The 26566-nt window shown below is 64.6% G+C and carries 23 protein-coding genes; 20 read left to right on the top strand and 3 right to left on the bottom strand.

Going from position 1 to position 26566, the window contains the following annotated elements:
• The first annotated feature begins 34 nt into the window (after window positions 1-34).
• From ftsE to hutH, 9 genes are all read left to right on the top strand, one after another.
• Window positions 35-706: a cell division ATP-binding protein FtsE gene (gene ftsE, locus AACW18_RS18600; protein ID WP_042651856.1), complete on the top strand. Its 672-nt coding sequence runs from the start codon at window positions 35-37 to the stop codon at window positions 704-706.
• Window positions 706-1659 carry a permease-like cell division protein FtsX gene (gene ftsX, locus AACW18_RS18595; protein ID WP_218389508.1) on the top strand — a complete coding sequence of 318 codons (954 nt, stop codon included), beginning with the start codon at window positions 706-708 and terminating at the stop codon, window positions 1657-1659. The genes ftsE and ftsX overlap by 1 nt, the downstream gene beginning before the upstream one ends.
• A 460-nt stretch (window positions 1660-2119) precedes the next feature.
• Window positions 2120-2974: an RNA polymerase sigma factor RpoH gene (gene rpoH / locus AACW18_RS18590; RefSeq protein WP_042651858.1), complete on the top strand. Its 855-nt coding sequence runs from the start codon at window positions 2120-2122 to the stop codon at window positions 2972-2974.
• Window positions 2975-3104: 130 nt separating this feature from the next.
• Window positions 3105-3764: a carbonate dehydratase gene (gene can, locus AACW18_RS18585; protein ID WP_042651859.1), complete on the top strand. Its 660-nt coding sequence runs from the start codon at window positions 3105-3107 to the stop codon at window positions 3762-3764.
• Window positions 3765-3775: 11 nt separating this feature from the next.
• Window positions 3776-4480 (top strand): histidine utilization repressor, encoded by a 705-nt coding sequence (gene hutC / locus AACW18_RS18580; RefSeq protein WP_218389507.1) that lies wholly within the window; start codon window positions 3776-3778, stop codon window positions 4478-4480.
• A gap of 155 nt (window positions 4481-4635) precedes the next feature.
• Window positions 4636-5871, top strand: a complete 1236-nt coding sequence (gene hutI, locus AACW18_RS18575; RefSeq protein WP_218389506.1) for an imidazolonepropionase — start codon at window positions 4636-4638, stop codon at window positions 5869-5871.
• Window positions 5864-6802, top strand: a complete 939-nt coding sequence (gene hutG / locus AACW18_RS18570) for a formimidoylglutamase (RefSeq protein WP_218389505.1) — start codon at window positions 5864-5866, stop codon at window positions 6800-6802. Before hutI ends, hutG begins: the two co-directional genes overlap by 8 nt.
• 67 nt (window positions 6803-6869) lie before the next feature.
• Window positions 6870-8573: a urocanate hydratase gene (hutU, locus tag AACW18_RS18565; protein WP_218389504.1), complete on the top strand. Its 1704-nt coding sequence runs from the start codon at window positions 6870-6872 to the stop codon at window positions 8571-8573.
• A gap of 1 nt (window position 8574) precedes the next feature.
• Window positions 8575-10107 carry a histidine ammonia-lyase gene (gene hutH / locus AACW18_RS18560; RefSeq protein ID WP_218389503.1) on the top strand — a complete coding sequence of 511 codons (1533 nt, stop codon included), beginning with the start codon at window positions 8575-8577 and terminating at the stop codon, window positions 10105-10107.
• Between the two features lie 215 nt (window positions 10108-10322).
• Here hutH and AACW18_RS18555 read toward each other — a convergent pair whose 3' ends face one another.
• A complete protein-coding gene (locus tag AACW18_RS18555; protein ID WP_042651865.1) occupies window positions 10323-11420 on the bottom strand; it encodes a calcium:proton antiporter in 1098 nt (365 codons plus the stop codon).
• A 210-nt stretch (window positions 11421-11630) separates the two neighbouring features.
• A complete protein-coding gene (locus AACW18_RS18550; RefSeq protein ID WP_218389530.1) occupies window positions 11631-13175 on the bottom strand; it encodes an EAL domain-containing protein in 1545 nt (514 codons plus the stop codon).
• A 482-nt stretch (window positions 13176-13657) separates the two neighbouring features.
• Here AACW18_RS18550 and AACW18_RS18545 point away from each other — a divergent pair, with 482 nt between their 5' ends.
• Window positions 13658-15586, top strand: coding sequence for an EAL domain-containing protein (locus tag AACW18_RS18545; RefSeq protein ID WP_218389502.1), 1929 nt, complete (start codon window positions 13658-13660; stop codon window positions 15584-15586).
• 22 nt (window positions 15587-15608) lie between these two features.
• Here the strand turns inward: AACW18_RS18545 and AACW18_RS18540 are convergent, their stop codons facing one another.
• Complete coding sequence (locus AACW18_RS18540) at window positions 15609-16556, bottom strand: 1-aminocyclopropane-1-carboxylate deaminase/D-cysteine desulfhydrase (protein ID WP_218389501.1); 948 nt, start codon at window positions 16554-16556, stop codon at window positions 15609-15611.
• A 69-nt stretch (window positions 16557-16625) separates the two neighbouring features.
• On the opposite strand from AACW18_RS18540, the gene AACW18_RS18535 reads away from it, so the two are divergent.
• The 10 genes from AACW18_RS18535 (at window position 16626) to AACW18_RS18490 (ending at window position 26506) form a co-directional block, all read left to right on the top strand.
• Window positions 16626-17489: an MSHA biogenesis protein MshI gene (locus tag AACW18_RS18535; protein ID WP_218389500.1), complete on the top strand. Its 864-nt coding sequence runs from the start codon at window positions 16626-16628 to the stop codon at window positions 17487-17489.
• Window positions 17486-18079, top strand: coding sequence for a PilN domain-containing protein (locus AACW18_RS18530; protein WP_218389499.1), 594 nt, complete (start codon window positions 17486-17488; stop codon window positions 18077-18079). The genes AACW18_RS18535 and AACW18_RS18530 overlap by 4 nt, the downstream gene beginning before the upstream one ends.
• Window positions 18079-18726 carry a type 4a pilus biogenesis protein PilO gene (locus AACW18_RS18525; RefSeq protein ID WP_218389498.1) on the top strand — a complete coding sequence of 216 codons (648 nt, stop codon included), beginning with the start codon at window positions 18079-18081 and terminating at the stop codon, window positions 18724-18726. The genes AACW18_RS18530 and AACW18_RS18525 overlap by 1 nt, the downstream gene beginning before the upstream one ends.
• A complete protein-coding gene (locus tag AACW18_RS18520; RefSeq protein WP_339381592.1) occupies window positions 18719-19063 on the top strand; it encodes a SctD/MshK family protein in 345 nt (114 codons plus the stop codon). Before AACW18_RS18525 ends, AACW18_RS18520 begins: the two co-directional genes overlap by 8 nt.
• A 70-nt stretch (window positions 19064-19133) precedes the next feature.
• Window positions 19134-20819, top strand: coding sequence for a pilus (MSHA type) biogenesis protein MshL (gene mshL / locus AACW18_RS18515; protein ID WP_218389497.1), 1686 nt, complete (start codon window positions 19134-19136; stop codon window positions 20817-20819).
• Window positions 20820-20901: 82 nt separating this feature from the next.
• On the top strand, window positions 20902-21792 hold the full coding sequence (locus AACW18_RS18510) for an ExeA family protein (protein ID WP_042651872.1): 891 nt from the start codon (window positions 20902-20904) through the stop codon (window positions 21790-21792).
• Entirely contained in the window at window positions 21789-22883 is a 1095-nt protein-coding gene (locus AACW18_RS18505) for a tetratricopeptide repeat protein (protein ID WP_218292625.1), read from the top strand. The genes AACW18_RS18510 and AACW18_RS18505 overlap by 4 nt, the downstream gene beginning before the upstream one ends.
• A 92-nt stretch (window positions 22884-22975) precedes the next feature.
• A complete protein-coding gene (mshE, locus tag AACW18_RS18500) occupies window positions 22976-24688 on the top strand; it encodes an MSHA fimbrial ATPase MshE (protein ID WP_218389496.1) in 1713 nt (570 codons plus the stop codon).
• Window positions 24689-24691: 3 nt separating this feature from the next.
• The gene (locus tag AACW18_RS18495; protein WP_218292623.1) at window positions 24692-25912 is read left to right on the top strand and encodes a type II secretion system F family protein; all 1221 of its coding nucleotides are present in this window, start codon (window positions 24692-24694) and stop codon (window positions 25910-25912) included.
• Window positions 25913-26044: 132 nt separating this feature from the next.
• A complete protein-coding gene (locus AACW18_RS18490) occupies window positions 26045-26506 on the top strand; it encodes a hypothetical protein (protein WP_218292622.1) in 462 nt (153 codons plus the stop codon).
• Window positions 26507-26566 lie beyond the last annotated feature (60 nt).

Genomic DNA, 26566 nt, shown 5'->3' with positions numbered 1-26566 from the left:
CCAGGTCGGGGCTTGTCAATGTCAGGGATCCGTTATGATTCGTTTCGATAAGGTCAGCAAGGTATACAGCGGTGGCCACCAGGCGCTGCAGAAGGTCAGCTTCCACCTGCGCAAGGGGGAGATGGCCTTCCTGACCGGCCACTCGGGGGCGGGCAAGAGTACCCTTTTGAAGCTCATCAGCGTGATGGAGCGGCCGACCGACGGCCGCGTCTTCTTCCACGGTGACGACGTCAGCCAGATCAAGCGGGGCCAGATCCCCTATGTGCGCCGCCAGATCGGCATGATCTTCCAGGATCACCGGCTGCTGATGGACAGAACCGTGTTCGACAACGTGGCGCTGCCGCTGGTGATCGATGGCTACAGCCACGGTGACATCAACAAGCGGGTCGCGGCGGCGCTGGACAAGGTGGGGCTGCTCGGCAAGGAGCGCTACCAACCACGCATGCTGTCCGGTGGTGAACAGCAGCGGGTCGGCATCGCCCGCGCCATCGTCAACAAGCCGCCGCTGCTGCTGGCGGATGAGCCGACCGGCAACCTGGATCCCCAGCTCTCCATGGACATCATGCGGCTGTTCGAGGAGTTCAACCGCTTCGGGGTCTCGGTGCTGATCGCAACCCACGATCTCGGGCTCATCGCCCGCATGCGTTACCGCACCCTGACCCTCAAGGCGGGTCGCATGTATTCGCAAGAGCAGGAGGAGAGCTGATGGCCATCGTTCGTCATAAACAACCTTTGCTCCGGCGGCTGGGCATGTACTGGGTGGATCACGCCCGCCAGGCCTTCTCCAGCATGGGCGAGCTGTGGCGCAATCCGCTCGCCTCCCTGATGACGCTGGCGGTGCTCGGCGTCAGTTTGGCGCTGCCCTCCTGCTTCCATGTGCTGCTGAAGAACGCCGAGGTGGTGGAAGGCAGCTGGCAGACCAGCTCCCAGATCTCCCTCTATCTGCGCAAGGACCTGCCCGAGCAGAGCATCCTCGACATGAAGCAGCGGATCCTGCTCTATCCCGAGGTGGAGTCCGTCATTTATATGAGTAGGGACGAGGCGCTGAAGGAGTTTCGCGAGATCTCCGGCTTCGGCGATGCCCTCGATTATCTCGACAGCAACCCGCTGCCGCCGGTGCTGAGCGTGATCCCGGATCCCCGCTGGCAGAACCCGGAAGGGGCCGCCGAGCTGCTCGCCAAGCTGGAGAATGAGCCAGGCGTCGAGCAGGGCAAGCTGGATCTGCAGTGGCTGACCCGGCTGCAGGGCATCATGAACCTGCTGCGTCATACCATCACGGGTATAGCTGTGTTGCTGCTCTCCGCGGTGCTGCTGATCGTCGGCAACACCCTGCGCCTGAACATCCTCAACCAGCGCTCCGAGATCGAGGTGCTCAAGCTGGTGGGGGCGACCGATGCGTTTATTCATCGTCCCTTCCTGTACACCGGCATCTGGTTCGGGGTCATCGGCGGCATGCTGGCCTGGTGGCTGACCGAGGTGATGGTGATCTGGAGCGAGGGGGTGGTGAAGGAGCTGGCCGGGCTTTACAACAGCAACTTCCGGCTGGTGGGGATGGGGGCGGTCGATGGCTTCAATCTGATACTGCTCGGCGCCTTGCTGGGGTTGATTGCGTCCTGGTTTTCGGTGCACAGACACATTCGCGACATAGAACCGTCCTGATTAATTTGCCATCACCGCAAAGCACTGGATTTTGAGAACTGGATCAAGTAAAAGAATGGCCCGTTTCTGGCACAGCTCCAGTTCAGGGAGTAATCTGAACGATACTGCTCCGCAGGCGTCGCTGGATCCTGGGAAGGATCTTGGGAACCTTCTGATTTATAAGCAGTCTATTTAATGCGACAGAATGTATACGGGTGTGGCCCCTCTGCCTTGCTCGTCTGACTTGGCAAGCATGTGAAGGTTGCGAGCTCCGCAACAATGGACTTAGCATGCTACTTTTCAGGGGTCCTTCACTGTGACCCCTTTTTTTTGACTGTTCATTTATGATTCATCCAGTCGACTTAAGATAAGCCGGGTTCACGCCGGGGTTGTTTGATGCAGCCCGCAGAACGGCATCCGGTCAGTAGACAGACCCTCTCAGGGTGTTAGACTGATTCGATTGAAAAGTAAGAGGTAGAACATGGGAACTTCATTGCAGCGCACTATGGCCCTGATTCCGCAAGGTAGTCTGGAAGGCTATATCCAGGCAGTAAACTCTATTCCGGTGCTGAGCGCAGAGGAAGAGCGTGAGCTGGCGACGCGTTTGCAGCAGGATGGCGATCTCGAGGCTGCCCGTCAGCTGGTCATGTCTCACCTGCGTTTTGTCGTTCACGTGGCCAAGAGCTACGCCGGCTATGGCCTGCCCCAGGCCGATCTGGTCCAGGAGGGCAACATCGGCCTGATGAAGGCGGTCAAGCGCTTCGACCCGAGTGTCGGGGTGCGGCTGGTCTCCTTCGCCGTGCACTGGATCAAGGCCGAGATCCACGAATATGTCCTGCGCAACTGGCGCATGGTCAAGGTGGCGACCACCAAGGCGCAGCGCAAGCTGTTCTTCAACCTGCGTAAATCCAAGAAGCGTCTTGGCTGGTTCAGCCATGACGAGGTGCAGGCCGTCGCCGCCGATCTGGGGGTCTCCCCGACCGATGTGACCGAGATGGAAGCACGGATGAGCAACTACGATCAGGCCTTCGATCTGGTCGGTGATGATGAAGACGAGGGTGGCTTCGCCCCGGTGCACTATCTGGAAGACAAGTCTTCCGATCTGGCCGCCACCATCGAGAACGACAACTGGGACAGCCATGCCTCTCGCCGTCTGAGTGCGGCCCTGGCCACCCTGGACGAGCGCAGCCAGCACATCATCCGCGCCCGCTGGCTGGATGAGGAGAGCAAGACCACACTGCAGGAGCTGGCCGATACCTATGGTGTCTCCGCCGAGCGAGTGCGTCAGCTCGAGAAGAACGCGCTCAAGAAGCTGAAAGACGCCATGGATGCCTGAGGGCATACTCCAGTAACAAGCAGGGCCTGATGGCCCTGTTTTTGTTTCGCGACGATCTGGTGTTAGCCCTTGCCTCCGATACCGTCGAATATGGTATGTTGCCGCCACTCACATCTAGGGAGAGCAGATAGTGAAACTGTTGAACGACCTGTTTACCAAAAACCGCGAGTGGGCGGAACGGCTCAAGGCCGAAGATCCCGAGTTCTTCGCCACCCTCTCCGCCCAGCAGGCGCCCGAATATCTCTGGATCGGCTGCTCCGACAGCCGGGTGCCCGCCAACCAGCTGATGGGCCTGCTGCCGGGGGACGTCTTCGTCCACCGCAACGTCGCCAACCTGGTGGTGCACACCGACTTCAACTGCCTCTCGGTACTGCAATACGCGGTCGAGGTGCTCAAGGTGAAGCACATCATCGTCTGTGGCCACTACGGCTGCGGTGGCGTGCGGGCGGCCATGAAGAACGAGGAGCTGGGGCTCATCGACAACTGGCTGCGCAACATCAAGGATGTCTACTTCAAGTATCGTGACGAGCTCGATGCCATCGAAGATGAGCACGAGCGCCACGACTACCTGTGCGAGCTGAACGTGGCCGAGCAGGTGGCCAACGTCTGCCATACCACCATCATCCAGAACGCCTGGCGCAAGGGTCAGGAGCTGGCGGTGCATGGCTGGATCTACGGCATCAAGGACGGCTTGCTGCACGATCTGGATCTCTGCGTCAGCGGTCCCGAGCAGATCCCGGATGTCTACCGCGCCTGGCCGGACATGCGTCCGCCCCATCGCCGCCGCTGAGGAGCCTGCCATTGGCCCCCGCCCTCTACCTTCAGATCAAGCAGCACATCCTCGACGGGATCCGCGAACGCCATTATCAGGCGGGGGACAGGATCCCGACCGAGGCGGCCCTGTGCGACCAGTTTGCCGTGAGCCGGATGACGGTCAACAAGGCGCTGCGGGAGCTGGTGGCCGAAGGTTGGCTGGTGCGTACCGCGGGCTCCGGCAGCTTCGTGGCGGACCGGCGGGCCGAGTCGCCGCTGCTGGCGATCCGCAACATCGCCGACGAGATCCGCGAGCGCGGCAGCCAGTACAGCGCCAGGGTGATCCGCCTGCAACGGCAGGCCGCCGACGAGAAGGTGGCGGTGCGGCTCGGGCTGCGGGTGGGGGCGCCCACCTTCCACAGCCTCATCGTCCACGAGGCCGATGGGGAGCCGCTGCAGCTGGAGGAGCGCTTCGTCGATGCCGAGCGCCTGCCGGGCTATGGCGAGCAGGACTTCACGAGGCAGACGCCGAACAGCTATCTGATGGAGGTCTGCCCTCTCTCCGAGATGGAACATGTGGTGGAGGCCGTGCTGCCGAGCGCCGGTGAGGCCGGGCTGCTGCAGGTGCGGGTCGATACCCCCTGTCTGCTGCTGCATCGCCGCACCTGGTCGGACGGCTATCTGGTTTCCTACGCCAGACTGCTCTCGCCCGGCTCTCGCTACAAGCTGAGCTCCAAGACCCGCCTCATCTAATTGTATATACATATCTTGTTTGCAGAGCCCACCCTTAGGTGGGCTTTTTTGTGGCTAAACTCTAATGAAATGGCTGTTATCAAGATGTGAATTAGATCCTATCTTTCTCGCCAGAGATCGGATATAAATTATTGTATATACATTTTGAGGTCGGTATGAACAAGGAACTGTTGAACTGCGAGCGGGTCTGGCTCAACGTGACACCCGCCACCCTGCGCCCCGATCTGGCCGACTACGGTCTGCTGGAACCCCACGCCCTCGGCGTCCACGAAGGCAAGATCCACGCCCTGGTGCCCATGCAGGATCTCAAGGGGCCGCACCCCGCCCACTGGCGCGACATGAAGGGCCGGCTGGTGACACCCGGCCTCATCGATTGCCACACCCACCTCATCTTCGCCGGCAGCCGCGCCGAGGAGTTCGAACTGCGTCAGCGGGGCGTGCCTTACGCCGAGATCGCCCGCAAGGGCGGTGGCATCCTCAGCACTGTGCGCGCCACCCGCGCCGCCAGCGAGGATCAGCTCTATGAACTGGCGGTGCCGAGGATCAAGTCCCTGATCCGGGAAGGGGTCACCACGGTCGAGATCAAGTCCGGCTACGGCCTCACCCTGGTGGACGAGCTCAAGATGCTGCGGGTCGCCCGCCGGCTGGGGGAGGCGCTGCCTATCCGGGTCAAGACCACCTTGCTGGCCGCCCATGCGGTGCCGCCCGAATACCGCGACGATCCTGACTCCTGGGTCGAGACCATCTGCCAGGAGATCATCCCGGCCGCCGCCGAGGCGGGCCTGGCGGATGCGGTGGACGTCTTCTGCGAACACATCGGCTTCTCGCTGGCCCAGACCGAGCAGGTCTATCTGGCGGCGGATCAATACGGCCTGGCGGTGAAGGGCCACATGGATCAGCTCTCCAACCTGGGGGGAAGCACCCTGGCTGCCCATTTCGGCGCGCTCTCGGTGGATCACCTTGAGCACCTGGACGCCGCCGGGATCCAGGCCCTGGCCCACCGCGGCGTGGTCGCCACCCTGCTGCCCACCGCCTTCTACTTCCTGAAAGAGACCAAGTTGCCGCCGGTCGAGGCGCTGCGCCGCGCCGGGGTGCCCATGGCGGTCTCCTCCGACATCAATCCGGGCACGGCCCCCATCGTCTCCCTGCGCATGGCCATGAACATGGCCTGTACCCTGTTCGGCCTGACGCCGGTGGAGGCCATGGCCGGGGTGACCCGCCACGCCGCCCGCGCCCTGGGCGAGCAGGAGCGATTGGGGCAACTGCGAGTGGGCATGCTGGCCGACTTTCTGATCTGGAACTGTGTCCACCCGGCCGAGCTCAGCTACCTCATCGGTGTCGATCAGCTGGTGAGCCGGGTACTGAATGGCGAGGAGACGCTCCATGGCTGAGTTGAATGGCATTGACATGACGGTCTGGCAGGGGCGCCGGGATCCGGAAGATGGCGAGCTGGCCCTGCGCTGGCACGACCGCGTCCAGCCTTGGCAAACGGATGCCGCGCCCGGCGTGGCCCTGGTGGGCTTTGCCTGCGACGAGGGGGTGCGCCGCAACAAGGGGCGGGTGGGCGCCGCAAGCGCGCCGCACGCCATCCGCAAGCTGCTGGCCAACACCGCCTGGCATCTGGGGCGGCCAGTTTATGACGGCGGTGATGTGAGCTGTGACGACGGCGATCTCGATGCCGCCCACGGCCGCCTGGCCGAGCGAGTCGCGAGCCTGCTGGCCGAGGGGCACTTCCCGCTGGTGCTCGGTGGGGGTCACGAGGTGGCCTTCGGCAGCTGGAGCGGCCTCAACCGTCATCTGGCGGGCAAGGGCCGGGTCGGCATCATCAACCTGGATGCTCACTTCGACCTGCGGATGAAGCAGGAGCAGGCGAGCTCCGGCACCCCCTTCTTCCAGATAGCCGAACGGTGCGCCGCCCAGGGTAGCCCCTTCCACTACGCCTGCCTCGGGGTGGCCGAGACGGCCAACACCCAGGCCCTGTTCGCCCGCGCCGATGGGTTGGGGGTCTGGTATGAGCTGGACGAGGCCATGACCCAGCGCGAGCTGCCCGAGCTGCTGAACGGCCTGGATGCCTTCATCGCCCGCTGCGATCACCTCTATCTGACCATAGATCTGGACGTGCTGCCCGCAGCCGTCATGCCGGGGGTGAGCGCCCCCGCCGCCCGCGGCGTCGAGCTGGCCGTCATCGAACCCCTGATCGCCCATATCCGGGCCAGCGGCAAGCTCAGGCTCGCCGATCTGGCCGAGTACAACCCGACTCTGGATCAGGATCAGCGCAGCGCCCGCGTGGCCGCCCGCCTGATCCATCAACTCACCAAGTAGCCAGCCGACTCGCCGGGTGCCAGCAGCGCCCATGATGGCGGCGACATTGATAAAACAAGGAGTGTCTATGTCTGAGCAACACCAGGATCCCCGTCAGGACCCGAGCAGGATCATCCGTGCCCCCCGTGGCACGACGCTGACCGCCAAGAGCTGGCTCACCGAGGCGCCGCTGCGGATGCTGATGAACAATCTGGATCCGGAGGTGGCCGAGCATCCCCAGTCGCTGGTGGTGTATGGCGGTATCGGCCGCGCCGCCCGCAACTGGGCCTGCTACGACAAGATCGTCGAGGTGCTGACCCGGCTCGAGGAAGACGAGACCCTGCTGGTGCAATCCGGCAAGCCGGTCGGGGTGTTCCAGACCCACAAGGATGCACCGCGGGTGCTGATCGCCAACTCCAACCTGGTGCCGCACTGGGCCAACTGGGAGCACTTCAACGAGCTCGATAAGAAGGGGCTGATGATGTACGGCCAGATGACGGCCGGCTCCTGGATCTACATCGGCACCCAGGGGATAGTGCAGGGCACCTACGAAACCTTCTTCGCGGTGGCGAACCAGCACTTCAACGGCGAACCCAAGGGCCGCTGGATCCTGACCGGTGGCCTGGGGGGCATGGGCGGCGCCCAGCCGCTGGCGGCCACCATGGCCGGCTTCTCCATGATCGCCGTCGAATGCGACGAGACCCGCATCGATTTCCGCCTCAAGACCCGCTACGTCGACAAGAAGGCCCACAGCCTGGATGAGGCGCTGGCCATGGTCGAGGAAGCCAAGCAGAGCGGCACCGCCGTCTCCGTCGGCCTGCTCGGCAACGCCGCCGACGTGTTCGCCGAGCTGGTGGCCCGTGGCATCACCCCGGATGTGGTGACCGACCAGACCTCGGCCCACGACCCGATCCACGGCTACCTGCCCCAGGGCTGGAGCGTGGCCCAGTGGCGCGCGTTGCAGAAGTCCGCCCCCCAGGAGGTGAACCAGGCGGCCCGCCACTCCATGGCCCGTCAGGTGGAGGCCATGCTGACCCTGCAGTCCCGTGGCGCCGCCACCCTGGATTACGGCAATAACATCCGCCAAGTGGCGCTGGATGAAGGGGTCAAGAACGCCTTCGACTTCCCCGGCTTCGTGCCCGCCTACATCCGTCCGTTGTTCTGCGAGGGCATTGGCCCCTTCCGTTGGGTGGCGCTGTCCGGCGATCCGGAAGACATCTACAAGACGGATCAGAAGGTCAAGGAGTTGATCCCGGACGATCCCCACCTGCACAACTGGCTCGACATGGCCCGCGAGCGCATCGCCTTCCAGGGCCTGCCGGCGCGGATCTGCTGGGTCGGGGTCAAGGATCGGGTGCGGCTCGGTCTCGCCTTCAACGAGATGGTGAAAAATGGCGAGCTCAAGGCCCCCATCGTCATCGGCCGCGATCACCTGGACTCCGGCTCGGTGGCGAGTCCGAACCGGGAGACCGAATCCATGCTGGATGGCTCGGACGCCGTCTCCGACTGGCCGCTGCTCAACGCCCTGCTCAACACCGCCGGCGGCGCGACCTGGGTCTCCCTGCATCACGGTGGCGGGGTGGGTATGGGCTTCTCCCAGCACTCGGGGGTGGTGATCGTCTGCGACGGCAGCGATGACGCCGCCAGGCGCGTCGGCCGGGTGCTGCGCAACGATCCTGCCACCGGCGTGATGCGTCATGCGGACGCCGGCTACCCGATTGCCATCGATTGTGCCCATGAGGCGAAACTGGACTTGCCCATGCTGGCTGCTGCCGGCAAAGGAGAGAAATAAGATGTTTGAACTCAACCTGTTACCGGGCAAGCTCTGCCTCGCCACCCTGCGCCGCGTCAGCCGCGAGCCGGTTCATATCAGCCTGGATCCGGCGGCGCTGCCGGGGATCCACGCCTCCGCCAACCTGGTCACCAAGGTGATCGAGCAGAATCGCGTGGTGTACGGCATCAACACCGGCTTCGGCCTGCTGGCCAACACCCGCATTCCGGTGGCGCAGCTCGACGAATTGCAGCGCTCCATAGTGCTCTCCCACGCCGCCGGCATTGGCACCTACATGGATGACGCCACGGTGCGGCTGATGATGGTGCTCAAGGTCAACTCCCTGGCCCGCGGCTTCTCCGGCATCCGGCTGGAGGTGCTGGAGGCCCTGATGACGCTTATCAACGCCGAAGTCTATCCGGTGGTGCCAAAGAAGGGTTCTGTCGGCGCCTCCGGCGATCTGGCGCCCCTCGCTCACATGAGCTGTCTGCTGATTGGGGAGGGCAAGGCCCGTCACAAGGGTGAGCTGATGGACGCCGCCACGGCGCTCAAGATCGCCGGCCTCGAGCCCATCTCCCTGGCGCCGAAAGAGGGGCTGGCGCTGCTCAACGGCACCCAGGCCAGCACGGCCTTCGCGCTGGAGGGGCTGTTCCACGCCGAGGATCTGTTCGCCGGCGCCATCACCATAGGCGCCATGAGTGTGGAGGCGGCGCTCGGCAGCCGTCGCCCCTTCGACGCCCGCATCCATGAGGTGCGCGGCCAGCGCGGTCAGATAGACGCGGCCGCCTGCTACCGCCAACTGCTGGTGGACGGCAGCGAGATCGGCATGTCCCATCACAACTGCGAGAAGGTGCAGGATCCTTATTCCCTGCGCTGCCAGCCCCAGGTGATGGGGGCCTGCCTGGCCCAGATCCGCCACGCCGCCGAGGTGCTGGTGTGTGAGGCCAACGCGGTCTCCGACAACCCGCTGGTGTTCGCCGAGGATGAGGAGATCCTCTCCGGCGGCAACTTCCACGCAGAACCCGTGGCCTTCGCCGCCGACAACCTGGCGCTGGCCATCGCCGAGATAGGCTCGCTGTCTGAGCGCCGGATGGCGCTGCTGATCGATTCGCGCATGTCGGGCCTGCCCGCCTTCCTGGTCAACAACGGCGGGGTCAACTCCGGCTTCATGATCGCCCAAGTCACCTCGGCGGCGCTCGCCTCCGAGAACAAGAGCCTGGCCCACCCGGCCTCGGTGGACAGCCTGCCCACCTCCGCCAACCAGGAGGATCACGTCTCCATGGCCACCTTCGCCGCACGCCGGCTGACGGACATGGCGGAGAACACCCGCGGCATACTGGCGGTCGAGTTGCTGGCCGCCGCCCAGGGGCTGGATTTCCGGGCCCCCCTGCGCAGCACCGAGCTGATCGAGCTGGCCAAGGGACGACTGCGTGAAGAGGTCAGCTTTTACGACAAGGACAGATACTTCTCGCCGGACATCGAGGCCGCCGCCGCCCTGCTGGGCGCCGCCAGCTACAACGATCTGATCCCGGCCGGGGTGCTGCCCAGCCTCTAAGCCGGGGCGGTTCATCCGCGACGGCTCATAACAAAAGACCGCCCCTGTGGGCGGTCTTTGCGTTTCTGGCGTTGGCCGGATGCGGTTATTCGTGTTCGCACATCAGGAACAGATGGGCCATGAACAGCATCGGATGAGAGCTGGCGCCGTTCATTCGTGCTCGAACATCAGGAACAGATGGGCCATGAACAGCATCGGATGAGAGCTGGCGCCGTTCATTCGTGCTCGAACATCAGGAACAGATAGACCACGAACAACACCAGGTGGGTGGCACCGTGCAATGCATTGGTGCGACCGCTGCTGAAGGTGACCTTGCACACCATCAGGGTGGTGATGAGCAGCACCATGTCGGCGGTGGAGAGGCCGAGCCGCACCTCCTGCCCCAGCAGGGCACCGATGAACAGCACAGAGGGGACCGTCAGGGCTATGGTCGCCAGCACAGAGCCGAAGTAGAGATTCATGGCGCGCTGCAGCTGGTTGTTGAAGGCCGCCTTGATGGCGCCGACCGCCTCGGGGGCCAGCACGATACAGGCCACGATGAAGCCGCCGAGGGCAGGGGGGGCCGACATGACCTGGACACCATGGTTGATGGGGATGGCGAGCGTCTTGGCCAGCAGGATCACCACCAGCAGGAAGGCGAGCAGCAGCAGGGTGTGGTAGACGTTGCTGCGCAGTATGCCGTGGTGCTCCTCGTGATCTTCGTGGTCGCTGTCGACGAAGAAGTGGCTGTGGCTGCGGGTCTGGATCAGCAGGAAGACGCCGTAGAGCAGCACGGAGATGATGATCAGCATCCAGGACATAGCGCTGGACATGCTGCCCAGGGTGCCACCCCGGGTGAAGTTCGGCAACACCAGGCAGAGCAGGGCCAGCGGTATGATGGCGACCAGATAGGATTTCACCCCATCCAGATTGAAATTCTGGGTGTGATAACGCCAGCCGCCAAACAGCAGGGTGAAGCCCACCAGGCCGTTGGTCACCAGCATCACCACGGCGAACATGGTATCGCGGGCCATCACCGGATTGGGCTCGCCGGTCAGCATGACGGAGGAGATCATCACCACCTCGAGGGAGATGACCGACAGGGTCAGGATCAGGGTACCGAAGGGCTCACCCAGCTTGATGGCCAGGGCATCCGAGTGGCGCACCACGGAGAAGATGGCCCAGGTGACGATGGCGAGCAGGGCCAGTGACACCGGCAGGTAGATCGCGAGCGGAGTCGCTTCTGTCAGCAGGTCGCTGCCTAGCGTCTTGAAAAACAGCAGGGTCAGCAGGCCAACGGGCAGGGCAATCTCTTGCCGGATAAATGACTTCATAGGCAGTGGTTCTCATCTCAGGGCGGCATGAGCCGACGGGGGACAGGGATCTGTGCGCATGGATCGCGACAGATGGACACATGATAAAGGCTGTTGTCCGGTTCGGGAAAAATCATTTTCAGGGCGGGGCACCGGCCGGCGGCGGGGTTGCCGCCCGGGGAGGGGCCGCAGGCGCCATGCCGCGCCTGCGGGGAGAGGTCAGGGGGATGGCTAGCGGTGACCCTGCTGCCACTCCAGCAACTCGTGCAGTGGCATGGGGCGGGCGAACAGGTACCCCTGAATGAGGTAAACGCCATGTTGGCCGAGGTAGTCGACCTGCTCCTGAGTCTCGACTCCCTCGGCGATCATCTCCATGTCGGACTTCAGGCCGAAGGCGATGATGGCGTCCAGCAGGTTGCGCTTGGGATCGTCGGTGCCGATGGAGTCGACGAACATCTTGTCGATCTTGATCTGACGGATGCCGAGCTGCTGCAGGTAGGCGAAGCCGCCATAGCCGGTACCGAAATCGTCCAGCTTGAAGTGATAGCCCTTCTCCTGCAGCAGGGTTATCTCGTGGGTGGCCGCCGCTATGTCCACTATGGGCTCACGCTCGGTGAGCTCGAAGGTGAGCCGGGTCGGGGAGGGCCAGTCGTAGCGCTGCAGCTGATCGCGCAGGAGCGAGTGCTCGATGTGGGCGGCGACCAGATTGACGCTGACCCACTGCTCAGGCGCCAGTTGCGGCAGATCGGCGATCACCCTGTCCAGCAGCTGCTCCGTCATCGGCAGGATCAGCCCCTGCTCCTCCGCATAGGCGATGAAGGCGCCGGGGGAGGTGAACTCGCCCCCCCTGCGCCAGCGCAGCAGCGCCTCGAAGCCGACCACCCGCCGGGTGCGGCTGTCGACGATGGGCTGGTAGAAGGGGACGAACTCCTGGCGTGCCAGCCCGGTGTGCAGCAACCCCTTGAGGGAGCGCCGGTAGTTGCGCAGCAACCAGTAGCAGACGAGCAGCAGCCCCCCCAGCGCGGTGCCTGCCCAGAGGCCGCCCTTGAAGGCCAGGGCCAGGGCATGCTCCCGCAACGCCCGACCGGCCCACAGGGTCTGCTGCATCTTGCTGGAGGTGGGAGTAAAGCTCAGGCTCTGGCTGTCGGGCTCGTCCCTGATGGCCTGATCGCCGCGGGGGAACAGTTTGTGGCGGGAGATGCCGGGCACCAGCGGGGTGAACTCGAGGTAGAAGCAGCCGGCACAGGGTTGCTGCAGTATGGTGTGGCTCCAGCTGTTGCTCAGTACCCAGTAGGCGAGGTTGCCCTGGCGCTTGAAGAACACCACCAGCTCCTGCTCGGTATCATACTCCGGCGCCGTGGCGGTCAGCCCGAAGGTGCTGTCGGCGGTCTCGGAGAGGGAGTCCGCATCGATGAGCGGCAGGTCCGGCCCCAGGCTGGAGCACCCCTTCCCCGAGGCCAGTCGCAGCCCCTGCAGGCGGATATGTCGGTTGTAGTGCTTGGGATCCCGCAGCAGGTTCATGTCCTGCTCGCCGCAGTCGAAGGCAAATTGCACCAGCTGATCGTCGATCCCCTCTTCCAGCGCCTGCTGGCGCTCCGCCATGGTGGTCTCTATCTCGGCGCGCTTCTGCTGCAGCAGGTAGTGGGCCAGCATGTCTCCCGTCAAACGACTCAGTGACAGGCAGATCAGGATCGGGAGGACGAGCAGCAAGGGGCTGATCCAGAAGGGAGAAATCCGTTTCAAGGGGTACCTGCTCGACGAAGGTGGGTGGAGCATCCAGAGTATGTGATCGGCGCGTGTCAGCATAGTGGATTAGCTGCATCGATTTGACAGCAGCAGAAACTGCGATGCATCCCTTGGCTAACTAGATGATTAATATTGTTTTCGCAACCTGAGTGGTGAAAAATCAATCACCGACCTGTCATATCTAACAATTGTCCAGCTTATCTGAACTGGTTTAGAGTAGCCCTGCGGTTTGACTCACCGTGTGTTCAATACTCCTGTATCTATTTTTGTCAGTAGCACAGAGTGTTAGTTTTGATATTGAGTGTTTCTTTTGGTCCCCACTGTGGGACCATTTTTCTGTCCGCGAGTCAGCCTTTCCCGCCTTTTTGCCCACCACCAGCCCTGGCTCCCACCCGGGAGAGGCCTGCGCGCGCGTCGCTTAATTACAAAAGCGGGATCTTCATCCGTAGGCGGGTTTTGACCAAGGCTGATACCATGAGGCCATATGGATGCTGTCGGCTACGGAAAGGCACATGAAACTGACTACTCAGCTCGTCTCGTTTATTACTCTGTGCGTGATCGCGGCCATGACCATGGTGTTGCTCGGCGGGGTGTTCAGTTTTCGTCAGATGGGCATGGAGCTGCAGCAGAACCGGGTCGACTCCCTGGTGGAGATCATCGACAAGCAGCTGGACGCGGCCGACGATCCGCAGGATCTTGCCCGCTGGCTGCCGTCGCTGCTGCGCTCTGCCCACGTGGTCGAGCTGGAGATCCGCCAGGACAAGCAGCGGGTCTACTGGTTTCGCGATGTGCAGCAGCAGACCGACGAGAGCCTGCTGATCCCCTATAGCCAAACCATTCCCCATCAGCTCGGCATGCAGGCCGATTTCAAGCTGGACCGGCCGTTCAAGGAGTTTGAGTACTCCATGCAGGCCATGTCCGGCATCTCCTTCGGGGTCTTCATCGTGGTGTTCGGGCTCTGGTACTCCATCCGCTGGCTGCGGCTGCAGCTGCGCGGTGCCGAGTTGCTGGCCGAGCGGGCCCAGCTGATCCTGGATGGCAAGCTCACCAAGCTGGCCCATGATCCGGCCGACGAGTGGCCCGCCTCCGCCAGCCAGGCGATCGACCACCTGCTGGCGGAGCTGGCCGACGCCCGCAAGGAGCGCAGCCGGTTCGACAACTTCATCCGCAGCAACGCCTTCGTCGACAAGGCGACCGGCATCGGCAACCGTCTGTTCTTCGATAACCGGCTGGAGAGCGCCATCATGGAGGCGAGCGTGATCAGCGGCGGTGTGCTGCTGATCGAGCTGGCCGGCCTGGAGGAGCTGGATCCCGAGCTGACTGGGCGGCAGAGCCAGGATCTGCTGATGGAGGCGAGCGCTTCTATCGGCACCTTCGTGCGCAAGCACAACGGCGCCCTGCAGGCGCGCTACGCTGGCCAGGTGTTTGCCGTGCTGCTGCCCAACATGTCCGAGAGCGAGATGGTGGACGGCGCCAGCCAGCTGCTCAAGAGCCTGCAACGGCTGCACTGGCCCGAGTCGGTCAATGCCGAGACCGCCGTCTACCTCGGTGCCGTCTGCTATCAGGGGCGGGACTCGCTGCTCAAGGTGCAGGAGGAGGCCGAGCTGGCGCTCAAGAGCGCGCGGCTGCAGGGCCACACCGGCTGGTTCCTCTACGAGAAGCTGTTGGATGAGGAGCCGAGCAGCAAGGGCACGGTGCGCTGGCGCACCCTCATCAACCGCCGCATCGAGGAGCAGGGCATCTATTTCTATCTGCAGCCGGTGCAGCAGGAGCGGGATCATGTGGTGTTGCAGCAGGAGCTGTCGATCCGGATCCGCGACGAGCAGGATCGGGAGCTGCAGGCCGGGGTCTTCATGCCGATGGCGGAGAAGGCCGGGTTGCTGCTGCCGCTGGACAAGCTGGTGGTGGCCCAGACCCTGCGCCTGCTGCGCCAGCGCCAGGAGCCGAGTTGCCCCATCAGTCTGTCGCTCTGCGCCCAGAGCCTGCTCAATCGGGAGTTCCAGCGCACCCTCTTCTTCGATCTGTTCCAGCTGCCGCGCAGTATCAACGAGAATCTGGTGCTGCAGCTGTCGGAGGCCCAGGTGACCCGTCACTACGAGGCCCTCAAGCGGCCGCTGCGGGCGCTGCGCATGCTGGGTTGCCAGCTGGCCATCGATCACGCCGGGCAGGATGTGGTGAGCACCCAATACATCAAGGAGTTCGAGATCAACTTCCTCAAGCTCCATCCCAGCCTGGTGCGAGAGATCCACAGCCGTCAGGTCAATCAGATGGCGGTGCGCAGCCTGGTCGGCGGCTGCGCCAACACCCAGACCCGGGTGATCGCCGTGGGGGTGGAGAGCGGTGACGAGTGGAAGATGCTGCGCCACCTCGGGGTGCACGCCGGCCAGGGGCCCTGGTTTGCCGAGCCGACCTGGCTGGTGATGGACACGGCCGAGGCCTGATCCCGCTGTGGCCGGGCCGCCCTCAGAGGCGGCCCTGCTCTCTCAGGCCCGCCAGCCCCTGCAGGCCACCGGTATGGATGAAGACGATCTCGCTGCCACGGGGGATGTGACCGGCGGCCAGCTCCCGGAACAGGCCCCACATCGCCTTGCCGCTGTAGATGGGCTCGAGGGGCAGACCGGTCTGCGCGCTGAACGCCTGCACCCACTGCCACAGGGCCGGGCTGAACTTGGCATAGCCGCCGTCGTGGTGATCCAGCGCGATCCGCCAGCCGGCGGTGCCGGCCGCCGCGGGATGGAGGCGGCAGACCTCGTCATGGATGAAGCCCCCGCCCTTCAGGACGGCGATGGCGAGGATCTGCTCCTGCGCCCGCTTGCCCGCGACCAGGCCGGCCAGGGTGCCACCGCTGGCACAGGGCAGCACCCAGAGATCCGGCGAGAAGGGCACCTCGGCCACCAGCTCGGCGACCCCGGGAATGGCCAGCGGGCCGCTGCCGCCCTCGGGCACGAGCAGGCTGTCCGGGGCCATGAACTGGGCCAGCCAGTCGGGATCCTGGCGCCGTCTGTAGCTCTGCCGGTCTACAAACACGAGCTCCATTCCCCAGCCCCTGGCCGCGCTCAGAGTTGCGTTGCTGACGGCCTCGGGTTCACCGCGTATGATGCCGGTGGTGCGCAGCCCCGTCAGATGGCCCGCCGCCGCCAGGGCGTGGATGTGGTTGGAGTAGGCCCCCCCGAACGAGATCAGCCGGGTCTTGCCCAGCGCGTCGGCCTGCTGCAGCTGGTACTTGAGCTTGCGCCACTTGTTGCCGGAGAGAAGCGGGTGGATCAGGTCGTCCCGTTTGCACCAGAGTCGCACCCCCTGGGCGTCCAGCAGGGGATGCTGGAGCTGGTGCAGCGGCGAGGGGAGCCGGCCGGCGACCCCTTGAGCGCCCTCCCGGGGCAAAGCGTTGGCCGATATGGTGTCATTTTTCATAAATATGGAGGCTAATAGCCTGTTTATGTTAAGGTTTAACCCGTTTCATGCAGTCAGGTACAGGTCTCAATGAAGTCACTGTTTCGACGTTCGCCACCCGCTCACCAGGTCGGACTCCTGCTGGCCAGCGACCGCATCCTGCTGGCGTGCGTGGGACAGCCTCCCGTCTTTACCAGCCGTGCCATCAATGGCCCCCACGAGTGGCAGCAGGCCATGGGCGAGCTGTTCAACCAGCACGGCCTGGCCAAGTCTAAGGTGCGGGTCGCCCTCGCCGCTAGCCTTTATCAACAGATCCAGATCGACAAGCCCGCCGTGCCCGACGCCGAGATGGCCGGGGCCCTGCCCTGGGCCATCAAGGATTTCGTCAACGAACCCGTGCTGCAGCTCGCCATGGACTATGTGGATCTACCCACGCCGCCGGCCGGCCGGCCGCGGATCAACGTGATCTGCGTGCCCAAGAGCCGGGTGCAGCAGCTGGTGGAGGCGGTCAACGGGGTGGCGAGCCTGGAGGCCATCGTCAGCGACGAGCTGGCCATGACGGCTCTCTACGAGGCGGATCAGACGGTGCGCATGCTGCTGTGGCAGCCCAGGGGCCAGGATCTGCAACTGCTGGTGTTCCATCAGGGCGGACTCTGCTTCTCGCGCCAGCTGCGTGGCTTCGGCGCCCTGACCGGCGCCCAGGAGCCCGATCGCGATCTGCTCGATGGGCTGACCCTGGAGATCCAGCGCTCCCTCGACTACCTGGCGGGCCAGCTCAAGCTGCCGGAGCCGGGTCAGATGCAGCTCGCCATCGGCTCCCCCTTCATCGGCACCCTGGTGCGCCACCTGGAGCAGGCATTCGGCTTCCCGGTATCGGCCATGGCCAACAAGGCGATACTGGCTGGCGTTGAGTATCTCAGCGCCTATGGCGCCGCACTGGGGGCTGAACGATGAAGCGCCATATCAACCTCTACGGCCCCGAATTTCGTCCCCGGCGCCAGTGGGCCAGCCTCAATCAGATGGCGCTGGTCTGGGGGATCGGCCTGGTGCTGATACTGATCGTCGGCCTCGGTTACGCCTGGCAGCAACAGGGCGTCAGCCGTGAGTTGGCTCAGGTGCGGGCGACGCTCGATGTGCGGCGCGGCGAGGCCAAGCGGCTCGATGCCGAGCTGGCCCGTCATCAGGCCGACGGCCTGCTGCAACAGCAGCTCATCGCCAGGCAAGAGGAGCTGAGTGCCATGCAGGGGCTGATGCGCCAGCTGGGCAGCCTCTCCCTGCAAAAATCCCAGGGTTACGCCGGCGTGATGGCGGATCTGGCCCGCCTGCGCGACCCCCGTCTCTCCCTGCAGCGGATCGAGATCAGCGGCGGCCACATCAATCTCTCCGGGTTTGCCGAGCGCAGCCAGGATGTCCCCGCCTGGGTCAATCGCTTCAAGCAGACGTCCTCCCTGGCGGGCAAGCAGTTTGGCGAGCTGACCCTGAGCCGCGACAAGGAGGGCCGGCTGGCCTTCCAGCTCAGCGGCATAGCGCAGGAGAAGCCCTGATGGACATGAAAGCACAATGGCAGGCGTGGGCGCAGCAGGTCGCCGTCCTCAGCCTGCGGGAAAGGGTCATGATACTGCTGACCGGGCTGATCCTGCTCGGCGCCGCAGGCATCTACGGCTGGCTGGATACCGCCGACACCCGCCTGAGCCAGGATCGACTGGCATTGACGGCGGCGCAGCGGGATCTGGAGATCCTGGATCTTGAGAATCAGGGCAAGCAGGCCCGCCTGGCGCGGGATCCCGACGCGCAGGTGCGGGAACAGCTTGGCCAGGTGGAAACCAGCCTCGGCAGGCTGGACGCCGAGCTCAAGGCCCAGACGGTGGATCTGATCCCGGCCCACGAGATGCCGGCCGTGCTGGAGGCGCTGCTGTCCCGCTCCGCCAACCTGCACATGCTGGCGCTCAGCTCCCTCAAGCCCGAGCCTTTGATGGCGGGGGAGCAGTCGGTCAATCTGTTCAAGCACGGCATCCGGCTCGAGCTGGAGGGCGGCTACTTCGATGTCTACCAGTACCTGAAGGCGCTGGAGTCACTGCCTCGCCACTTCTACTGGCAGGGCTTCGACTACCGGGTGATCGCCCATCCCAAGGCGGCGGTGGCGATGGAAATTTACACCCTCAGCACCAGCAAGGAGTTTATCCGTGGCTAAGTGGCTGACAACATACGGGGCCGGGGTTATCTGGCTGGCGCTCTGGGCCTGCCTGCTGAGCCCGCAGGCCCGGGCCGAGGTGCTGCTGGACCCCACGGCGCCGCTGGCCGGCATGAGCACGGGCGCCGCCCCGGACAAGGGGGCCGGCCTGCCCCGATTGCAGAGCATCATCTTGGGCAATGGGCCGGCGCTGGCGGTGCTCAATGGTCAGAGTTATCGGGTCGGTCAACTGATCGAGGGCTATCGGCTGCTCTCCATCAGCGCCGATGCCGTGGTGCTGGAGAAGGCGGGCAAACGCCAGGCGCTGACCCTGTTCGGCAGCAAGATCAGGATGTGAAGTCGGTGCCGTGCAGAAGGTCACGGGCCGATTTTGTCGAGTTTAATTGCGAGTCAGGTGCACTAACTACATGAAAAAACACCATTTATGCCTGCTTTCCCTCGCGTTGGCGGTGGCGGGTTGTACTACCTACAAGCATCCGGATCCGGTGCAGGCCAAGGATGCCCTCAAGCAGGCCATGACCGAGCAGAACCAGACTTCGCCCCTGACCACCCTGCCCCCCTCGGTGCAAAGCGAACTGCTGCAGCTGGATCGGATCCCGCAGCCGGTGGCGGTGCCGGAGAAGCGGCTGCGCATCGCGGCCCATGATGTCGATGCGGTCGAGTTCTTCGGCTCCCTGTTCAAGGGCTCCCGCTACAGCGTGGCGGTGCACCCCGGGGTGGCGGGTTCCATCTCGGTGGAGCTGAAGGATGTGACCCTGCAGGAAGCGCTGGCGGTGGTGGGCGACATGTATGGCTTCGACGTGCAGCGCAAGGGCAACGTCTTCCATGTCTATCCGGCCGGCCTGCGCACCGAGACCATACCGGTCAACTACCTGATGATGTCCCGTCGCGGCCTCTCCCGCACCTCGGTCAGCACCGGCGGCGTCACCGCCAATGACAACAACGATAACGGCAATAACAACAACTTCGACAGCGGCAACAATAACAGCAGCAACAACAATAACAACGGCAGCAACAACGGCTCCTCCTCCAATGGCAACAGCGACAACAGCAACGGCACCCGTATCGAGACGGACAGCAACAACGACTACTGGACCGATCTGCGCGAGGCCCTGCAGACGCTGATCGGCACGGGTGAGGGACGGGCCGTCATCACCAGCCCGCAGGCGGGCCTGGTCACGGTGCGCGCCTATCCCGGCGAGCTCAAGGCGGTGCGCGACTTCCTGGAGCAGTCCGGCGAACACCTCAAGCGCCAGGTGGTGCTGGAGGCGCGGATCCTGGAGGTGGCCCTCAACGAAGGCTATGAACAGGGGGTGGACTGGAACGGCCTCTCCGCCACCTGGGACGGCAACAAGGGGATCATCGGCGGTGGCAGCCTGGGCGGCAGCCAGGTCGGTGCCAGCAATCCCATCTTCAATACCATAGGGGGCGGTGCCGGCTTCAAGATCTCGGATGGTAACTTCGTGGTGGCCGTTGACCTGCTCAAGACCCAGGGCGACGTGAACACCCTCTCCAGCCCGAGAGTCACCGCGACCAACAACCAGAAGGCGGTGATCAAGGTGGGCACGGACGAGTATTTCGTCACCAATGCCTCGACCACCACCACCACCTCGGGCAACTCGGCGCCCATCGTCACCCCCAACGTGGAGCTGACCCCCTTCTTCTCCGGCATCGCGCTGGACGTGACGCCCCAGATCGATGAGGCAGGCCGGGTGCTGCTGCACATTCACCCCTCCGTCATCGACACCGAGGAGCAGAGCAAGACCATCAACGTCGGCACGGCGGATCCCCTGGTGCTGCCGCTCGCCAAGAGCTCCATCCGCGAGTCGGATACCGTGGTGCAGGCCAACAATGGCGACATCATCGTCATCGGCGGCCTGATGAAGACCGACAAGCAGGAGATCGTCAGCAAGGTGCCGCTGCTGGGCGACATCCCCTGGGTCGGCGAGGCCTTCACCAACCGCAGCGAGAGCACCAAGAAGGTCGAGCTGGTGATCCTGCTCAAGCCGACCGTGGTGGAGAAGGATACCTGGCAGAAGGAGCTGCAACGCTCCTCCGAGCTGCTCGACAAATGGTATCCGCCCGAGGACTAAGCATGACTCGCGCCCCGCTCGTACCCGCTCGTCGGCTCTCGGTCGCCGCTCACCTGTCCGCTGACGCGCCGGGGGAGAGCCCATGTATTTGAGCCACTTCGGCCTGCGGGAGGCACCGTTCGGCCTGACCCCGAATACCGGCTTCTACTACGGCCTGCCGCCCCATGAGGAGGCGCTGCAGGTGCTGAACTGGGCGCTGGCGCAGGGGGAGGGCTTCATCAAGGTGACCGGCGAGGTGGGCACCGGCAAGACCCTGCTCTGCCGCAAGCTGCTGGGGGAACTCGGCTCGGAGGCGCGCCCGGTGCGCCTGGCCTGGCTGCCCAATCCCCATCTCACGCCGGGCGAGCTGCGTGCCGCCCTGGCGCTGGAGCTGGGGCTGTCGATGCGGGATCAGGGGGAGCTGGATCTGACCGATCGCATCCATCGCCACCTGATCGCCCTGCATCAGCAGGGTCAGCGGGTGGTGGTGCTGATCGACGAGGCGCAGGCCCTGCCGGATGAGACGCTCGAGGCGATCCGGCTGTTCGGCAACCTGGAGACGGAGTCGAGCAAGCTGCTGCAGATAGTGCTGTTCGGTCAACCCGAGCTGGATGCGCGGCTGGCCAGGCCCCACCTGCGCCAGCTGCGCCAGCGCATCGGCTTCTCCTACTGCTTGCGCGCCCTGCGCGTCGATGAGACCCGCGCCTATGTGGATCATCGGCTGCAGGTCTCCGGCTATCGCGGTGCGCCGCTGTTTGAGGGCCGTGCCCTGCGCCTGCTGTGGCGGGCGTCCCGCGGGGTGCCGCGGCTCATCAACGTGCTGGCCCAGAAGTGCCTGATGCTGGCCTACGGCCGTGGGATGCGCCGGATCGGCCCCCGTCTGGTGCGCCTCGCCATCCGCGATACCGAGGACGCCAGCCGCGGCTCCTTAGTGCGCTGGTGGCCGCTGCTGTTGCTGCTGGGCGCTGCCCTGGCCTACGGAGTCTGGCCATGAGCGTGATCAATCAGATGCTCAAGGATCTGGAGCAGCGCCAGCAGGGCGAGGGCACCGCCATCTATGTGGCACCGGTGCGCCAGCAAGGCTGGTGGATGCTGGTGCTGACCCTGCTGTGCGGGCTGGCCCTTGGCATCCTGGGCTGGCGTTCCTGGATCTACTGGCAGCAGAGCCAACGGGTCGATCCCCCGGTCACCCAGCTCGATGCACCGCTCGCGCCTGATGCCATAGTCCAGGCCGCGTCTGTGGCATCGATGACGCAGGAGCCGGCGGCGGTCGCTGTGGCCTTGCCGGTCCCGCAGGGGATGCCGGACGAGCCGGTGCAGTCGACCTCTGCGCCAATCGCCGAGGCCCCGGCGCCGCAGGAACTACCGGATCAGGAGGGCGATTACCTTATCCCGAGCGACGAGGAGCTGCAGCCGGATCTGCAGGCCGAGCTGGCGGCGGAGCAGGAGGCAGTCATGGCCCCGCCGCCGCGCAAGCCCGGGATACTGAAGATCGAGACGGTGGAGCTCTCCGCGCCCGAGCTGGCGGCCCTGGCCGAGCGCAAGGCCACCACCGCCATGGCCAAGGGCCAGTTGCGGGAGGCGCAGGACAATTACTACCAGGTGCTGGCCCATGATCCCCACAATCAGGGGGCGCGCGAGCAACTGGCGGCCCTGCTCTATGGCGAGGGTCGGCTGACCGAGGCCGGGCAGGTGCTGGAAGAGGGGCTCAGTCTGGCGCCGCAGCAAGCCGATTTCCGGCTGTTGCTGGCGCGGGTGGCCATAGGCGCGGGGGACAGGCCCAAGGCGCTCGGCTGGCTGAGTGGCCTCCAGCCGGAGATCGCCAACAACCTGGATTATTACGCCACCTGGGCCGGGCTGGCCCAGGAGCTGGGCCAGAATGCCGAGGCGGCAGATCTGTATGTCAAGCTGCTGCGCCAGCAGCCGGACCAGGGTCGCTGGTGGCTCGGGCTCGGCGTGGCCGAGGATGGTCAGGGCCACGGCCAGCGCGCCCTGGATGCCTATCGCAACGCCCAGCTGCACGGCAACCTCGGCGAGGCATCGGCCCGCTGGCTGGAACAACGCATCGCCCAGTTGGCCCCATAGGTACCGGTTCGTAGGTTCGATTCGGGTCGCGTAATCGGACGCGGTGTCATCACGGTAATCGGCGTAATCAGAATTAGGAATTTGGAGTAGCAATGGCACAACCCAGACTGAAAATGCGGCTCGGCGATCTGCTGGTGCAGGAGCTGATCATCTCCGATGATCAGCTGCAGCTCGCCCTGCAGCAGCAGCGTCAGACCGGCCGCAAGCTGGGGACCACCCTGATCGATCTCGGCTTCATCAGCGAGGTGCAGCTGCTGCAGTTCCTCGCCCGTCAGCTGGACGTGCCCTTCTTCGATCTCAACAACCTCACCATAGACGCCGCGGCCGTGGCGTTGTTGCCGGAGGTGCAGGCCCGTCGCTATCGTGCGCTGGCGGTCAACCTCAGCGACGACAAGGTGACGGTGGCCATGTCGGATCCCGCCGATCTGAGCGCCCTGGATGCCATCGCCGCCCTGCTCAGCCCGCGCGAGCTGGTGCTGGCGGTGGCACGGGAAGGCCAGCTGCTTGAGTATTTCGACAGGCTCTATCGCCGCACCCGCGAGATCGAGAGCTTCGCCGTGCAACTGCACGAGGAGCATCAGGAGACCGGGTTCGAGCTCGGCAGCAGCAACCTCAATACCGGGGCCGACGAGGGGGAGGCGACGGTGGCCAAGCTGCTGCGCTCCCTGTTCGAGGACGCGGTGCAGGTGGGGGCCTCGGATATCCACATCGAGCCGGACGAGAAGGTGCTGCGCATCCGCCAGCGCATCGACGGCGTGCTGCACGAGAACATCCTCAGCGAGGTGCGCATCGCCCAGGCGCTGGTGCTGCGCCTCAAGCTGGTGGCAGGGCTCGACATCTCCGAGAAGCGGCTGCCTCAGGATGGCCGCTTCGCCATGAAGGTGCGCGGTCGCGACGTGGACGTGCGGATGTCGACCATGCCGGTGCAGTATGGGGAATCCGTGGTGATGCGACTGCTGGATCAATCCTCCGGCATCTTGTCGCTGGCCGAGACCGGCATGCCGCCGGCGATCCTGGCGCGTTTTCGCCGCCAGCTCAAACGCCCCCACGGCATGATACTGGTGACCGGACCGACCGGTAGCGGCAAGACCACGACGCTCTACGGCGCGCTCTCCGAGCTCAACCAGGCCAGCCACAAGATCATCACGGTGGAAGATCCGGTGGAGTACCGGCTGCCGCGGGTCAACCAGGTGCAGGTCAATCCCAAGATCGGCCTCACCTTCTCCCAGGTGCTGCGCTCCACCCTGCGCCAGGATCCGGACATCCTGCTGGTGGGGGAGATGCGGGACAACGAGACGGTGGAGATCGGCCTGCGTGGTGCCATCACCGGCCACCTGGTGCTGACCACCCTGCACACCAACGATGCGGTGACCAGCGCCCTGCGCCTGATCGACATGGGCGCCCCCGGCTATCTGGTGGCCAGCGCCTTGCGGGCCGTGGTGGCCCAGCGCCTGGTGCGGCGGGTATGCGAGCACTGCGTCGAGGAGCAGGCCCCGGACGAGGGCCAGGCCACCTGGCTCGGCGTGCTCTCCGGCGAGGTGCCGGGTCAGCATGCCTACCACAAGGGGCGCGGCTGCCAGAGCTGCAACTTCACCGGCTATAGCGGCCGGATCGGGGTCTACGAGCTGCTGGAGCTGGATCAGCCCATGATGGATGCCCTGCGCCGCAACGATGCGGAGGGCTTCGCCCGGGCGGCGCGCGACCATGAACACTACAGACCCCTGGCCCTGACGGCGTTGGACTACGCCCGCCAGGGCATCACCTCGGTGGACGAGGTGCTCAGGCTGGCCGAGGATTTGGGATAAGCCATGGGCAGCTTCAACTACAAGGGCCGCGACAGTCAGGGCAATGCCGTCAGCGGGATGGTGGATGCCGCCAGCGAGATGGCGGCCGCCGAGCAGCTGATGCGGCGCGGCGTGATGCCGACCGAGCTCAAACCGGGCAAGGCGAAAGCGGCCAGCATCGACTGGTCGCTGCTGCTGGAGGGGGGCGTCAAGCTGGACGAGCTGGTGGTGTTCAGCCGCCAGATGTACGCCCTGACCCGGGCGGGCATCCCCATACTGCGCGCCATCGCCGGGCTGGAGGAGAGCGCTCACAGCAAGCCGCTCAAACGGGCGCTGCATGCGCTGGGGGAGGATCTTGGCAACGGCCGCCCCCTGTCCAGCGCCATGCAGTCCCATCCCAGGGTGTTCAGCAACCTGTTCGTCGCCATCATCCATGTCGGCGAGAACACCGGTCAGCTGGAGGAAGCCTTCCTGCAGCTCGCCAACTATTTCGATCTGGAGCTGGAGACCCGCAAGCGGATCAAGACCGCCATGCGCTATCCCAGCTTCGTGATGATTGCCATCGGCATCGCCATGGTGATCCTCAACATCATGGTGATCCCGGTGTTCGCCGGCATGTTTGCCAAGTTCGGGGTCGAGCTGCCGCTGGCGACCCGGATCCTGCTCGCCACCTCCCACTTCTTCGTTCACTACTGGTGGCTGCTGCTCGCCATCCTGGTGGGCGCCGTCGTCGGTTGGCGGCGCTGGGTCGCGACCCCCGGGGGCAAGCTGGCATGGCACAGATGGCAGCTCAGGCTGCCCATCGTCGGCACCATCATAGAACGTTCCCTGCTGGCGCGCTTCGCCCGCAGCTTCTCAATGATGCTCAAGGCCGGGGTGCCCCTCAACCAGGCGCTGACCCTGGTGGCCGATGCGGTGGACAACGCTTATATGGCCGGCCAGATCCGCGACATGCGAGCGGGCATAGAGCGCGGCGAGAGCCTGCTGCGCACCGCCGGTGGCAGCGGCCTGTTTACCCCGCTGGTGATGCAGATGATCGCTGTGGGAGAGGAGACCGGCCAGGTGGATGAGCTGCTGCATGAGGCGGCCGAATACTACGAGCGGGAGGTGGACTATGACCTCAAGAGCCTCACCGCCCGCATCGAGCCCATCCTGATCGGCATAGTGGCGGTCATGGTGCTGATCCTGGCGCTGGGCATCTTCACACCCATGTGGGACATGATGCGCGCGGTCAGAGGAAAATAAGACGGCATCTTCACCCTCCTGATGGGGGGCATGGTGTGTGCCGTGCGCGGCAAGTGATGAGGCATCTTCAGGTTCCTGACGGGGAACATGATGTGTGCCGTACGGGACAACTAGGCGCCGGGAGGGCAATGGGTGAGCAGACAGTCCGAGCAGGATGATCGCTGGCTGGGGGGATACAGGCGTTTGCTGGCCGTTATCTTGCTGCTGGTCATAGTCGCCAGTCTGGCCCTGGGCTATCGCAGCCAGCGGGAGCAGGCACTGGCGGTCAGCCTGGAGCTACTCGGGGGCCAGTTTGCCGAGCGCGCGCAGCGCTTGCACGGGCTCTGGCTCGATCAGCGCAGGCCCGAGGTGCTGCATGGGCAAGGAGTGGCCTGGCAGTTCGATGAACGGGGCTGGCCGCTGGCCGTGCTGCCGTTGCGGTCGCCCTCCGACAACTGCCGCCAGCTGTGGCAGCAACTGATCGGCCCGCAGGCGCAGGAGCTGCCGTCACTGCAGGTGCTGGCCAGCCGGGATGGCGGAGGCTGTGAATTTGGCTGGGAGGCTAACTGGCTGATTTATCGCTTCTCTGATGGCCGGGTGGTGTTCAGATCCTGAATGGCGATTGAACGGATCCAGTCTGGACTCTGGGTTACATGATTTTTTTCTATCTGCATG

Origin of the sequence: Aeromonas sp. sia0103 (genome assembly GCF_963895295.1) — a bacterium.
In the GTDB taxonomy this organism is placed as follows: domain Bacteria; phylum Pseudomonadota; class Gammaproteobacteria; order Enterobacterales; family Aeromonadaceae; genus Aeromonas; species Aeromonas encheleia.
This window is presented reverse-complemented; position numbering and strand designations above follow the sequence as displayed.